This is a genomic window from Nocardia sp. NPDC046473, assembly GCF_040645995.1.
Lineage (GTDB): Bacteria > Actinomycetota > Actinomycetes > Mycobacteriales > Mycobacteriaceae > Nocardia.
In genome coordinates this window covers 136,312-148,965 of the sequence record NZ_JBEYZJ010000010.1, presented here as the reverse complement: position 1 = coordinate 148,965, position 12,654 = coordinate 136,312, and the positions used below count along the sequence as shown (strand labels likewise).

The window sequence follows — 12,654 nt, the reverse complement described above, 5'->3', positions numbered from 1 at the left end:
GACCGAACTCGATCAGCACCAACGCCACCGCCGCGACGACACCCACGATCAACGCCGTCATCAGGCGCCTTCCGTCGCGGTGACCGGGTGCGCCAGCCGGGGCAGCACCGACTCGCCGTACGCCTCCAACGTGGCGGTCTTCGCGTCGTGTTGCAGGTAGACCGCGAACTGGTCGACGCCGAGCTTCTCCAGCTCACGCAGCCGGGTCAGCTGGTCGTCGGGCGTGCCGAGCAGGCAGAAACGGTCCACGATAGTGTCGGGGACGAAGTCGGCATGCGTGTTGCCCGCGCGGCCGTGCTGGTTGTAGTCGTAACCCTTTCTGCCCGCGATGTACTCGGTGAGCGCGGCCGGAACATCACTGCCCGCACCATATTTCGCGACGATATCGGCCACGTGGTTGCCGACCATGCCGCCGAACCAGCGGCACTGTTCGCGGGCGTGGGCCAGCGCGGCATCCGACCCGTCGGTCACGTAAGCCGGTGCGGCGACACAGATCTTCACCGAACCGGGGTCGCGGCCCGCCCGCTCGGCGGCGGCCCGCACCCGGGCGATGGTCCATGCGGTGATGTCCGGGTCGGCCAGCTGCAGGATGAACCCGTCGGCCACCTCGCCGGTGAGATCCAGTGCGCGCGGGCCATATCCGGCCATCCACACCTCCAGCCGGGAGGCGGCGGCCCACGGGAATCGCACGATGGTGTCGTCGACCCTGGCGCTACGGCCGTTGCCGAGTTCCCGGATCACCTCGATGGATTCGCGCAGGGTGGCCAGGGTGGTCGGCTTGCCGCCGAGGGTGCGCACCGCCGAATCGCCGCGGCCGATGCCGCACACGGTGCGATTGCCGAACATGTCGTTCAGCGTGGCGAAGGTGGACGCGGTCACGGTCCAGTCCCTGGTGGCCGGATTGGTCACCATCGGGCCGACCACGACCTTCCTGGTGGCGGCGAGGATCTGGCTGTAGATGACGTACGGCTCCTGCCACAGCAGGTGCGAGTCGAATGTCCAGACGTGCGAGAACCCGTGGGTCTCGGCCTGTCTGGCCAGTTCGACCACCCGGGAGGCGGGGGGTGTGCATTGCAGCACCACACCGATGTCCATGCGGCACTCTCCGTTTCGAGGTCGGCGACAGCTGGGCTGTCAGATCAGGTTCTGCGACAGTTCGCGTTTGACGAACCGGCCGTGCCCGGCGCTGCCGAGGTACGCGCCGTTGTCGATGACCACCCGGCCGCGGGAGAGCACGGTGTCGACGTGGCCGTCGATCTCGAAGCCCTCGTAGGCCGAGTAGTCCATGTTCATGTGGTGGGTCTTGCCCAGGCCGATGCTGGTGTGCCCGTTGGGGTCGTAGATCACGATGTCGGCATCGGCGCCGGGACTGATCACGCCCTTGCGCGGGTACATGCCGAACATCCTGGCCGGCGTGGTGCAGCAGACCTCGACCCAGCGCTCGAGAGAGATCTGACCGCTCTTGACGCCCTGGAACATCAGGTCCATCCGGTGCTCGACGCCGCCGATCCCGTTCGGGATCTTGCTGAAATCGCCGATGCCCATTTCCTTCTGGTCCTTCATGCAGAACGGGCAGTGGTCGGTGCTGACCGTCGTCACGTCGCCGGTGCGCAGGTAGCGCCACAGCTCGTCCTGATGCCCCTCGGCCCTGGACCGCAGCGGCGTCGAGCACACCCACTTGGCACCCTCGAAACCCGGTGCGCCCAACTGCTCTTCGAGCGAGAGGTACAGATACTGCGGGCAGGTTTCACCGAAGACGTTCTGGCCGTTGCCCCGTGCGGTCGCGATCTGTTCCAACGCCTGCTTCGCCGATACATGCACCACGTAGAGCGGCGCACCGGTCAACTGCGCCAACATAATTGCGCGATGAGTGGCTTCCTCCTCCATCTGCCACGGGCGACTGGTGCCGTGGAAGTACGGAGCGGTGTCACCGCGCGCGATAGATTGCTCGACGAGCACGTCGATGGCGATCCCGTTCTCCGCGTGCATCATCAGCAGCGCGCCCAGATCGCCCGCCGACTGCATGGCGCGCAGGATCTGGCCGTCGGTGGAGTAGAAGACACCGGGGTAGGCCATGAACAGCTTGAAGCTGGTGACGCCCTCGGACACCAGTTCGCTCATGCCCTTGAGGGATTCGTCGTTGACCTCACCGATGATCTGGTGGAAGCCGTAGTCGATCGCGCACTTGCCCGCCGCCTTCTGATGCCAGGCGCCGAGCGTGTCCTGTAACCGCTCTCCCGGCGTCTGGACCACGAAGTCGACGATCGTCGTGGTGCCGCCCCAGGCGGCGGCGCGGGTGCCGGTCTCGAAGGTGTCGGACGCCTCGGTGCCGCCGAACGGCATCTGCATGTGCGTATGTCCGTCCACGCCACCGGGAATCACGTATTTGCCGGTCGCGTCGATGACCACCTCGGCAGTCGCGGTGAGGTCCGCGCCGAGGGCGGTCGAGCCGGGTTGTAGTACGGCGACAATGGTTTCGCCGTCCACCAGCACGTCGAGCAGTTGCGATCCGGTGGCCGAGACCACCGTGCCGCCATGGATGAAGGTCAGTGTCATGTGATCGCCCGGCCTCAGGGAGCCACCAGCGGACCATAGGCGTCCGGGCGGCGGTCGCGATAGAAGGCCCACCGGTCGCGCACCGTCTTGATCAGGTCCAGGTCCAGGTCGCGGATCACCAGCTCGGGGTCGGTGTCCGAGGCGACCTCGCCGACGAACTTGCCCTCGGGGTCGACGAAGTAGCTGGTGCCATAGAAGTCGTCGTCGCCGTACTCCTCGATGCCGACCCGGTTGATCGCGCCGATGTAGTACTCGTTGGCCACAGCCGAGGCGGGCTGCTCCAGCTTCCACAGGTAGCCGGACAGGCCGCGCGAGGTCGCGGACGGGTTGAATACGATTTCCGCGCCGGCCAGGCCGAGCGCGCGCCAGCCCTCCGGGAAATGCCGGTCGTAGCAGATATAGACGCCGACCTTGCCGACCGCGGTGTCGAACACCGGCCAGCCCAGATTGCCCGGCCGGAAGTAGAACTTCTCCCAGAAGCCGTTGACGTGCGGAATGTGGTGCTTACGGTATTTGCCGAGGTAGCTGCCGTCGGCGTCGATCACCGCCGCGGTGTTGTAGAGCAGGCCCGGCTGCTCCTGTTCGTACACCGGCAGGACCATCACCATGCCCAATTCCCTTGCCAGCGCGGCGAATCGCTCCGTCGTCGGGCCCGGCACCGACTCCGCGTACTCGTAGAACTTCGCGTCCTGCAACTGGCAGAAATACGGGCCGTAGAACAGCTCCTGGAAGCAGATCACCTTCGCGCCCTGCGCGGCCGCCTGACGGGCGTAATCCTCGTGCGCTTTGATCATGGACTCTTTGTCGCCGGTCCAGTTCGTCTGGACGAGCGCGGCTCGAACGATTCCCATGCTTTGTTATACTTCACTCCGAACCAATTCGGTTGTGTTACAAGATTGCGGAAACAGTTTCGTAGCCGTAAACCTTGATTCTGGTCGTAGTTCCGGCGCCACACCCGACGCAGAATGACGGTGTGAGCGAGCGAATCGGAGGCACAGCGGCCATGCGTACGACGCCTGCGCGCGCCGACCGGCGGTCGCGGGTGAGCAGCGGCGCGGCCGCCCGGGGCGGGGTCCACTACTCGCACGACGCAGTCCTCCGCGAGCACACCAGGCGCACGCCGCGTGTCGATGCCCGACCCTCGCACCCCTTCTTGAGATCTGCACCCCTTGTAAGCGCCCAGAGCAAGCGCAAATCCCCGGACTGGGTACGGCTGCCGTCGAGTCGGATCGCCGCAGCCGAGCACCCGCGAGGCACGGCCCCAGCCGACTGCACACCGCGCGCTGGAACAGAATTCCTGCACTCTCTCTTGGGATCTGCACTCGCAATAGGGCCCTATTGCGAGTGCAGATCCCAAGAGAGGGTGCAGATCGTGTGGGTGAGGGGGGTGGGGTTGTGACGGTTGAGCGGACGACGGAGGCGGTGAACGGGGTGGGGCAGTTCGTTGCGGAGGTGGATGATCGGACACCGGCGGGGATTGCGGCGGCGGTGAGTCGGCAGATTCGTTCGGGGGCGTTGGCGCCAGGGGCCAGGCTGCCGACCGTTCGCGAGGTTGCTCGTGAATTGAAGGTATCGCCCGCTACGGTGAATCAGGCTTGGCGGGCGCTTGCGGCGGCAGGGGTGATCGTCGCGCGCGGACGGGCGGGGACCTTTGTCGGTGCGCCCGTTGCCACCAGGGCCGCTACTGCCGTAGGTCGTTATCAGCGGCTACATCCGCCCTCCTACAGCGCTTTTCGGATCGATCTGTCCCGTGGCACACCCGATCCCGAGCTGCTGCCCGATCTCGGTGCCGCACTACGCGATCTAACCCGCGATGGGGCCAGCGACCTTGCCGCCGACTACCTCGGCGAGGCGGTATTGCCGGAACTGGCCGCGAAAGTCCGGGCCGACTGGCCGTTTCGTGCGGAACGGATCGCCGTCCTCGACGGCGCTCTGGACGCCGTCGACCGGCTCCTGTCGGCACACGTCCGGCTCGGTGACGCGGTGGCGGTCGAAGATCCCTGTTTCCCACCGTTTCTCGACCTGCTCGCCGGTCTCGGCGCCCGGCCAATCCCCGTCCGGATGGACGAATCAGGTTTGCTACCAGACGAACTCGCTCGCGCCATCACCGACTACAACGCCAGCGCGCTCATCGTGCAACCGCGCGGCCAGAACCCCACCGGCGTCTCCCTCACCGCGCGCCGCATCCGCGAACTGTCCGACATCCTGCTCGACGCAGGCACTCTCGTCATCGAGGACGACCACTCCGCCGGAATCGCCGCCGCCCCACTCCGTTCCCTCGGCAGCCGCCTCCCCCGCCGCACCGTCCACATCCGCTCCTACTCCAAATCTCACGGCGCGGACCTCCGCCTAGCCGTCGCGGGCGGCCCCGCCGACCTGCTCGACCCGGTCATCGAACGCCGCATGCTCGGCGCCGGCTGGACCAGCCGACTCCTCCAACGCGTGCTGCTGAGCATGCTCGACGACGAAACCGCCGGCCACGCCGTCACCACCGCCCGCGCCGAATACCGCAGGCGCTCAGCCGAACTCCGGCGCGCCCTGGCCCGCCGCGGCATCACCGTCCTGCGCGGCGACGGCATCAACCTGTGGCTCCCCGTCGCCGACGAAAACGCCGCCATGATCTCCCTCGCCGCCGCAGGCATCAAAGCCGCCCCCGGCGGCCCCTTCATCGTCGGCGATCCCCCACCCACCGACCACCTCCGCATCACCATCTCCTCCCTCACCGACAACGACCTCGACTGGCTCGCCACCGAACTCGCCGCCGCCACCACCGCCGTCCCCACCTACCGCCGCATCCGCCGCGCCTGAGCTTGTTCGGGCACCGCCCTGCACAGTGCTGTCCGGGCGACCGGACTGAAACCCGCCGGCTTGCCCCGAACCATCTGCTGACGCTGCGGCAACCCGATCCGGCCGCGGAACTGCTTGCGCACCTTGGCGTCGCCCCAGCTGCGAGTCGGCATCGCCGCGCGAATTCGAAGCGTGAACTCACACACGTCGCGCCCGCCACTACATAGCCCAGAGACATCTGTCGTCGAGGTGTCAGCGCTGTTCCGCCGGATCCGATAGCCCACGGACATCTATCGATGGGGCAAAGAACCCGTGAGTTATGCGAAGTACCCCGATTTACCTGCCGATGTGTGGAATTCGCAGAGATCGAGGCCGTCCCGGCACGCTGACGGCGGGGAGATGGAATGATTCGGCACGGCATCAGCCGGTGCGCAATCCGATCGAAGGAGATTCCTAGCGGTGAGCAGCGAAGTGCAGGGGCGGCAGTTCGGGTACGGCAAGCGAGGGTGGCGGTTCGGGGTGCCGCGCGGAGTGCTACGCGTGGTCGGTGTCGCGGCGGTTGCCGCGGCGCTCGCGGCGTTCGCGTCCGGCGGTGTTTCGGCGAATACCTTCGATCTGCGCACCCAGCAGCAGGCCGCACAGTGCAATGCGCCCGCCGAAGGCGCGGTGACATCCCGCAACGACTACCCGGCTCCCGGCCCGGCCACCGAGCCCGGCGCCACCTACTCCGCGAAGCTCGACACCACCTGCGGGGCAATCGATATCGCGCTGGACCCGAGGGCGCCGCAGACGGTCAACTCGTTCGCGTTCCTGTCCAACGAGCAGTACTTCAACCACACCAAATGCCACCGGATCACCACCAACGGCATCTTCGTCCTGCAGTGTGGCGACCCGACGGCCACCGGCACCGGCGGCCCCGGCTACCAGATCGCCGACGAGAACCTCGCCGGCGCCACCTATCCGGCGGGCACCGTCGCGATGGCGAACGCGGGCCCGAACACCAACGGCAGCCAGTTCTTCCTGGTCTACAAGGACAGCCCGCTGCCGCCGAGCTACACCCCGTTCGGGCGGATCACCGGCGGCCTGGACGTGCTCCAGTCCGTCGCCGCCGCGGGCACCAGGGACGGTGGCCCGGACGGCGCGCCGCGTGACGACGTCGTCCTCAACAAGGTCGAAACCTTCAAGAACTAGCCCCTCCCCTCGAGACAATGGCGGCGTCCTCGACGCCGCCATTGTCGTATCACTTGTGCGGGGTGAGGTCGAACGTGGTGGAGCCGTTGTTGCCAGAAGGGATTACGGGGATGGTCACCGAGGACGGGTGTTCGGGGTCCTTGTAGATGGTTTGGGTGGCCTGTTCGGTGCGGGTGCTTTCGCCGAAGGGTTCGCCGGTGTTGGGGTTCGGCGCATATTGCGGATAGTCGCTGCTGGACACCGAGATTCGGATGCGATCGCCCTTTTTGAACTGGTAGCTGGTCGGCCAGATCTTGATGGTGAACTGGTAGGGCTGGCCGGGCACGATCGGCGTGGGGTCGGTGAGCGAGTCACGGAATGCGGCGCGAATGATGCCGTTGTTGAGGTTGACCGAAGAACCATCCGGCGCAAGCACTTCCAGGCGGGCGACGAAGTCGGTATCGGGTGCGGTCGAGGAGGCCCAGAGTTTCACCGTGGTCGGGCCGGTGAGTTCGGTGTCGGCGCTGAGCGGTTCGGTATCGTAAGTCAGTACGTCCGAGCGCTGTTCGACGGCGGCCTGATCGAACGGTCCCTGCGGTCCGGTGCCGACGCCACAGCAGGAATGGCCGCCGACGCTGGGCGCCGGGTCGGTCGGGTCGTAGAGATAGTGGTCGGCGTCGGCCGGTCCGGTCGGCGCCTGCTCGACCAGTTTGCCGGTGCGCCCCGCAGTGCTGTTCGCGCCGCCGCCGTTGAAATAGTAAGTCTCCCACTGAGTTTGCGGCAGCGGCCAGCTCGGTGCCGACTTCCACCTGTTCGCGCCCATCACGTAGTAGTCGACCCGTGGGGTGCCCGCGACGCCGTTGTCCACGCCCTTGAGGAAGTGGTCGTACCAGGCCAGCATCAGCTCGTTGATCGGGCTGTTGCCGACCGGTCCGAGTTGGTCGAGCCGGGGCGCGATGGTCGAGGTCGGCCGACCCCAGCCGAGGTGGTCCCACGGGCCGATCACCAATCGCTGATTCTGCCGAGCTTCCGGCGTGCCGCCTTTGTCGACCATGCCGGTGAAGTTCTCGATGCCGCCGGACAGGAACGCGTCGTACCAGCCCTCCATGTCGAGCACCGGCACCTTCACGTTCTGGTACCGCTCGCGGATGCTCCGGTTCTTCCACGAGTCGTTGTAGGTCGAGTTGTGGATCCAGTCGAAGTACCACGGCGCGACCGCGGGATTGCCCGGCTGCATCGGCGGAAAGTCTTTGTACGGACGGAAATTCATCCACTGGGTGACGTTCTGCATGGCGGCTCGGATCTGGTTCACCGCGGCGGTGTCGTGGCGCTGCTCGGCCGCTTCCAGCCCGATCGTGCCCATCGCCCACGGCTCGACGAAACCGAGCCGGAATTGGCCGCCCTCGTAGGTCCAGCCGTCGTAGTAGTCGGACGCGGTGTTGGCCGGGACGATGGCGGCCAGATGCGGCGGGGTCTCGACCGCGGCGAGCCACTGGGTCGCGCCGATGTAGGACGAGCCGTACATGCCCACTTTGCCGTTGGTGCCGGGCAATTGGGCCGCCCACTCGACGCTGTCGTAGCCGTCGCGCATGTCGTTGTCGAACTCGGTGAAGACGCCGTCCGACTTGCCGAGGCCCCGAATGTCTTGAATCACAACCAGATAGCATTGCGAGGCGAACCAGTCCGGAGTCTGATAGCGCGAAGGTTGAATCTGCGCAGAGGTTTTCCCGTACTGGGTGCGCATCAGGACGACGGGGACCGGATCAGTGGTCTTGGGGCGGTACACATCCGCCCGCAGCACCGTCCCGTCCCGCATGGCCGCGGGAACGTCGGTCTGTTTGTCGACCTCGCATTTTCCCCGCCCCTCGGACGGCGGCCAGGCCCCCGCCTGTCCCGGCGCCGGCGTCTGCGTACTCGACGCGCTATTCGTATCGGAGCTCGACGTACACCCGCCGACCAACACCCCCACGCACAACACCGCGGTGAGCAAGCGACCGATGCCAATTCCGTGACCAGACAAGCTGACACACCTCCCAGGAGAGGCGCTACCGGACACTCGACGCGTTGCTGTTCGAACGCCTCTGTCGAGCAAATGTTATCAAGATCCAGTAGCAAACGTCCCATGAATGCGTACAGCGGTTGGTCTTGAACGAATCGGACACCGGAGCGCCGTCATTCACCTCGCCGGGCGACGGTGATGATCTCCGGACTGGTGGCCGTCACCGGGCTGCGATCCCAATCCCCGAATTGCTCCACGACAACCAATCCCGCATCGGACAGGAACGCGCCCAATGCATCCTGGTCGAGAAACCGCAGCGTGCTGTGACTCACCTCGGCCTGCTCCCACCGGTCACAGGTGAACGTGTGCGTGAACGACACCAGGTCACCTTCGACCGGCTCCATAACGCGGCACACGCAACGCACCACCGCCCCCTCCGCATCCGACACCACATCGGAATACCGCTGATCCCACGTCTCCCATTCCCGCACAAGCGGATTGCGCGTCTCGAACGCAAAGCACCCGCCATCGGCCAACACCGACGCGATCACCGCCAACGTCGACGACAATTCCGCATCACCGACCAGTACCTGAAACGCATGCCCAGTCATCACCACCAACTCGAACTGCTGCCCCCGGCCGCGCAGCGCACTGGCGTCACCGAGTACCCACTCGATATCCTCTTGCGCCCGTGCAACTTCCAGCATCCCGACTGCCGGATCCACCCCACACAACCACCCGCAATGTCCCGCTCCCCGAGCCCGCCGCAGCAGTTCGCCAGTCCCACAACCGATGTCGAGCACCGACCGCGCGTCCATGATCAGCGGCAGATAGAACGTGAAGTCCCCCCGCGCTTCCCAGGGATTGAACCGGTCATACACCGCCGCCAACCGTGTCTCGCCGAAAGCTCTGTCGACCATGGTCGAACAGTGTCAAAGACTCGGCGTCTCCGCCACCTCATTTCCGGCTCAGCCCCTGACCCAACCCTGCGGCATGAGCCCAGGCTCACGACTCCACCTCGCGGATGCTTCCTCACAGCTTCAGCAGACCTGGCCAGGTTTGGGACCAGGGGGCGCGGGGGTTGTCGCAGCGCCAGATGGTGACGTCGCGGGTGGAGCCGGGGAAGCCCAGGCGGGCGTCTGCGCGGCCGACGGGGGTTACCGAAGCGAACAGTGGGCTGAGGTCGGATTCGTTGTTGCCTATCCAGAGGATGGTGGTTGCGGTGTCGGGTGGGGTGCCGAAGTAGCCGAAGCCGCGGTTGGGGCTGTAGACGGCGGGGAGGTTGGTGCCGAGGACGTCGAGTGCGCTTGCCTGCCAGTAGGAGTCGGTGATGATGGCGACGTTGGCGCGGTCGGCCGCAGGGAGGGATTGGTAGGCGGTTGCCGCGGCGGCGGCGAGTTCGGGCCAGCCGAATTTGCCGTAGACGCCGATCGCCAGGCCCGCGTCGGCCTCGCTGGTCGCGGGCTCGATACTGGACTCGGGCTGCCAGGGCATCGTAAATGCCGCGAGGGCAACGGATATGACGATCAGCGTGCTGGTGACGATGGTGCGCAGGCGACCCGTTTTCTCGGTCCAGCGCACCGCGCCCGCGGCGAAGATCGCGGCGTAGCAGCCTGCGGCGTAGTACGGCCTGCCGTCGGTGACGATGAAGGCGACGGTGAGCAGCAGTGGCAGCAAGGCGAGGAATCGGTACTGGCGCAACGGTTCCCAGCGGAAGAGGACCACGATTCCGTAGACCAGCAGCAGCCCGCCGAGCACTCCGGCGGCGGCGATGGCCAGCGGCAGCCAGGTGTAGCGGCCGCCGATGGTGGCTTGTTCCTCGGCGACCACCGCGCCGAGCCGCAGCTGCGGCCAATCATGGGAGGCCTGCCAGATCAGGCTCGGCAGCGTCACGAGAACAACCAGGCCCGCGCCCAACCACAGTGCGGGACGGCGGAACAGGTCGCGCGGGCCGTAGCACGCGACGCCGATTGCGATCGCTATCCAGAAGAACGGGATCAACCACTTGACCTGCATATCCAGGGCGGTGGCCAGCGACGCCCACAGCAGCAGCGCGTCGCGGCGAGTGCGCACCCAGCGGATGAGCAGCCAGCTGATCAACACCCACAGCGCGGTGTCGACGGTGTTGGTGGCCAACTGAGTTCCCTGCACCAGCAGGAAAGGCGAAGTGGCGTAAGCGGTTGCCGTCAGCAGCTGCGCGTTTCGTGCTCCGCCGAATTCCCTGGCGATCTGCGCACTGATCAGCACTGCGGCGACCGTGACCAGCAGCGCCGGAATACGCTGTGCCACAAGCGATTCCGGCGCGATGAGATCCATCAGCCGGGCGATCGCGGGCAGCAGCGGGCCCTGATCGGCGTAACTGACCGCGAGCCTGCGACCCGCGGAGATGAAATACAGTTCGTCGCCGAAGAATCCGTAGCGGCCCGCCGAAGCCAGTAGCGCGATCGCGGACACGATCGCGATGGCGCCTACTCCGGCGAGCGCGAACGGCGGCTGCCCCTCGGCCGTATCTGGTTGCCGCACTTGGGTTGTCGCAGTGTCAGTCATTTTCCCCCACCTTTCGCGTAGCCAAATCGAATAACCGGCACATGTGCGCCGCGTATCCGTCCATGTCGAAATCCGGTTCCCTGATCGCCCGCCCGGCCGTGCCATCGATCGCATCGCGGATGGACTTCGCCATCACCAAAGCATCGAACTCGCCGAAGTCCCCGGTGCGCTGACCTTCCTGCATGATGTCGACCAGCGGCACGATGATTTCCCGCTCCCCGTCGGCCGAGGCGAACTTCGGCCTGCCGTCCGTATCGCGCAGATTCAGCACCACATCCATCAGCGCCGCGACGTAGTTCGTGTTCGCGGCGATGAACGCGAGATTCGATTCGATGTAGGCCAGCAACATGTTTCGCGGCCCGACCGCCGCAGCGACCTTCGGCCCGATGTGTTCGGCGCCCGACACATACAACTGAACGACCAGCTGTGTCATCAGATCGTCTTTGCCGGCGAAGTGGTAGGAGATGACCCCTTTGGAGATCCCGGCATGCTTGGCGATCCGCGCCAGCGACGCGTTCCCGTACCCGACCTCGGAGATCACCTCCACTGCGGACGCGATGATCTGCCGCCGCCGCGCCTCTTCGATAAACGACCGTTGCTGGCCGCCCGTACCATTTTCTGACCGCACGGCCAAATATTAGCACGATCAGCCAGTGAGCCTCGACCACGTGCGGGTGCGCCGGCACGTCCCGGATCTGTTGCTGGCCCACTCCGACGGCGCGATCACGGTCGTGGATGTGAAGTCGGCTTCTCGCCTCACCGATCCGAAGGTTGCCGCTCAGTTCGCGTGGACACGACGGGTCTGCGAGGCACACGGTCTCGTGTTCGAGGTCTGGTCTGGTTGCGATCCGGTGCCGCGGGCCAACGTGCGGCTCCTGGCCGGTTATCGGCGCGCGGTGACGGTCGCTGCGGAACTGGCCGAAGCGGTGATGGCGGCCGCGAGCGAGCCTGTCGAATTCGGTGTATTGGTGCGGAGTTTGGCGCGATCGGCGCCACGGTGGGTGATCCGCCCGGTGATCTTGCATCTGTTGTGGCGGTCGTGGCTGTCAGCTGATTTGACGCGGAGTCTGAGCGCCTCGACCGTCGTGTCGACGGATGCGCGGTCGGCGGAGGTGCTGGCATGAGCGCGCGGACAGTGACAGTCGCGGTGGGCGCGGCCCTGCTGATCGATGGCGAAGCGGCGCGGGTTGTCGAATTCGACGGCCGGAAGGTGCTCGTGTCCTACGCCGACGGGCGTTATGAGAGTTTCACTGTCGCCGAAGTTGTCGCGCGGGCACGGAGTTTGGTTCCTGTCGAGCGCGATGACGACCCAGCTCTGGTGCTCGAAGGGCTCACACCCGCGGAGCGGGAACAGGCCGCCGAACGGGGCGGGCATATCCGGGAGGTGCTCAGCGGCTATCGGTCCGGCTACGCCCAGGCCGCAGCTGAAGGTGAACCGCGGCCGCAGTATTCGGCGGGTGAGTCGTTGACGGCGCGGTGCACGGCCAAGGCTGGCGAGTTAACGGCCACACCCGATGGCGGGAGGTGACCGTGCTGGGCAACCTGCATGATGGCGTGACGGCGTGCACGGAGACCGTCGCCGGTGCGACGTTGCT

At 66.2% G+C, this 12,654-nt stretch carries 12 protein-coding genes; 4 read left to right on the top strand and 8 right to left on the bottom strand.

The genetic code is table 11. The annotated features are described in order from the left end of the window. Window positions 1–60 precede the first annotated feature (60 nt). From ABZ942_RS33840 to ABZ942_RS33830, 3 genes are read right to left on the bottom strand one after another with little or no spacing between them, the layout of a single operon-like run. Window positions 61–1,095 carry a TIGR03842 family LLM class F420-dependent oxidoreductase gene (locus tag ABZ942_RS33840; RefSeq protein ID WP_357389289.1) on the bottom strand — a complete coding sequence of 345 codons (1,035 nt, stop codon included), beginning with the start codon at window positions 1,093–1,095 and terminating at the stop codon, window positions 61–63. Window positions 1,096–1,134: 39 nt separating this feature from the next. Further along, entirely contained in the window at window positions 1,135–2,556 is a 1,422-nt protein-coding gene (gene hydA / locus ABZ942_RS33835) for a dihydropyrimidinase (protein ID WP_357389287.1), read from the bottom strand. Between the two features lie 14 nt (window positions 2,557–2,570). After that, window positions 2,571–3,407, bottom strand: a complete 837-nt coding sequence (locus ABZ942_RS33830) for a nitrilase-related carbon-nitrogen hydrolase (protein ID WP_357389285.1) — start codon at window positions 3,405–3,407, stop codon at window positions 2,571–2,573. A gap of 544 nt (window positions 3,408–3,951) precedes the next feature. Here ABZ942_RS33830 and ABZ942_RS33825 point away from each other — a divergent pair. Next, window positions 3,952–5,364: an aminotransferase class I/II-fold pyridoxal phosphate-dependent enzyme gene (locus tag ABZ942_RS33825; protein ID WP_357389283.1), complete on the top strand. Its 1,413-nt coding sequence runs from the start codon at window positions 3,952–3,954 to the stop codon at window positions 5,362–5,364. Here the strand turns inward: ABZ942_RS33825 and ABZ942_RS33820 are convergent. Continuing rightward, entirely contained in the window at window positions 5,340–5,516 is a 177-nt protein-coding gene (locus tag ABZ942_RS33820; RefSeq protein ID WP_357389281.1) for a hypothetical protein, read from the bottom strand. The genes ABZ942_RS33825 and ABZ942_RS33820 overlap by 25 nt on opposite strands. Window positions 5,517–5,802: 286 nt before the next feature. Between ABZ942_RS33820 and ABZ942_RS33815 the strand changes: the two genes are divergently transcribed. Beyond that, window positions 5,803–6,534, top strand: a complete 732-nt coding sequence (locus tag ABZ942_RS33815; RefSeq protein ID WP_357389279.1) for a peptidylprolyl isomerase — start codon at window positions 5,803–5,805, stop codon at window positions 6,532–6,534. Window positions 6,535–6,583: 49 nt separating this feature from the next. Here ABZ942_RS33815 and ABZ942_RS33810 read toward each other — a convergent pair whose 3' ends face one another. From ABZ942_RS33810 to ABZ942_RS33795, 4 genes are all read right to left on the bottom strand, one after another. Continuing rightward, window positions 6,584–8,329: a CocE/NonD family hydrolase gene (locus ABZ942_RS33810; RefSeq protein ID WP_357389277.1), complete on the bottom strand. Its 1,746-nt coding sequence runs from the start codon at window positions 8,327–8,329 to the stop codon at window positions 6,584–6,586. A 356-nt stretch (window positions 8,330–8,685) separates the two neighbouring features. After that, entirely contained in the window at window positions 8,686–9,432 is a 747-nt protein-coding gene (locus tag ABZ942_RS33805) for a methyltransferase domain-containing protein (RefSeq protein ID WP_357389275.1), read from the bottom strand. A gap of 112 nt (window positions 9,433–9,544) precedes the next feature. Continuing rightward, entirely contained in the window at window positions 9,545–11,059 is a 1,515-nt protein-coding gene (locus ABZ942_RS33800) for a glycosyltransferase family 39 protein (protein ID WP_357389273.1), read from the bottom strand. Then, entirely contained in the window at window positions 11,052–11,687 is a 636-nt protein-coding gene (locus ABZ942_RS33795) for a TetR/AcrR family transcriptional regulator (RefSeq protein ID WP_357389271.1), read from the bottom strand. The genes ABZ942_RS33800 and ABZ942_RS33795 overlap by 8 nt, the downstream gene beginning before the upstream one ends. 25 nt (window positions 11,688–11,712) lie before the next feature. Between ABZ942_RS33795 and ABZ942_RS33790 the strand changes: the two genes are divergently transcribed. Both ABZ942_RS33790 and ABZ942_RS33785 read left to right on the top strand, forming a co-directional pair. Continuing rightward, a complete protein-coding gene (locus tag ABZ942_RS33790) occupies window positions 11,713–12,183 on the top strand; it encodes a TnsA-like heteromeric transposase endonuclease subunit (RefSeq protein WP_357389269.1) in 471 nt (156 codons plus the stop codon). Then, a complete protein-coding gene (locus ABZ942_RS33785; RefSeq protein ID WP_357389267.1) occupies window positions 12,180–12,587 on the top strand; it encodes a hypothetical protein in 408 nt (135 codons plus the stop codon). Before ABZ942_RS33790 ends, ABZ942_RS33785 begins: the two co-directional genes overlap by 4 nt. Window positions 12,588–12,654 lie beyond the last annotated feature (67 nt).

Excerpts from the sequence above, each read along its gene's own strand:
- ABZ942_RS33810 (WP_357389277.1), bottom strand. The coding sequence starts at position 8,329 with ATGCGGGACGGGACGGTGCTGCGGGCGGATGTGTACCGCCCCAAGACC.
- ABZ942_RS33820 (WP_357389281.1), bottom strand. The coding sequence starts at position 5,516 with ATGCCGACTCGCAGCTGGGGCGACGCCAAGGTGCGCAAGCAGTTCCGC.
- ABZ942_RS33805 (WP_357389275.1), bottom strand. The coding sequence starts at position 9,432 with ATGGTCGACAGAGCTTTCGGCGAGACACGGTTGGCGGCGGTGTATGAC.
- ABZ942_RS33840 (WP_357389289.1), bottom strand. The coding sequence starts at position 1,095 with ATGGACATCGGTGTGGTGCTGCAATGCACACCCCCCGCCTCCCGGGTG.
- hydA (WP_357389287.1), bottom strand. The coding sequence starts at position 2,556 with ATGACACTGACCTTCATCCATGGCGGCACGGTGGTCTCGGCCACCGGA.
- ABZ942_RS33830 (WP_357389285.1), bottom strand. The coding sequence starts at position 3,407 with ATGGGAATCGTTCGAGCCGCGCTCGTCCAGACGAACTGGACCGGCGAC.
- ABZ942_RS33785 (WP_357389267.1), top strand. The coding sequence starts at position 12,180 with ATGAGCGCGCGGACAGTGACAGTCGCGGTGGGCGCGGCCCTGCTGATC.
- ABZ942_RS33800 (WP_357389273.1), bottom strand. The coding sequence starts at position 11,059 with ATGACTGACACTGCGACAACCCAAGTGCGGCAACCAGATACGGCCGAG.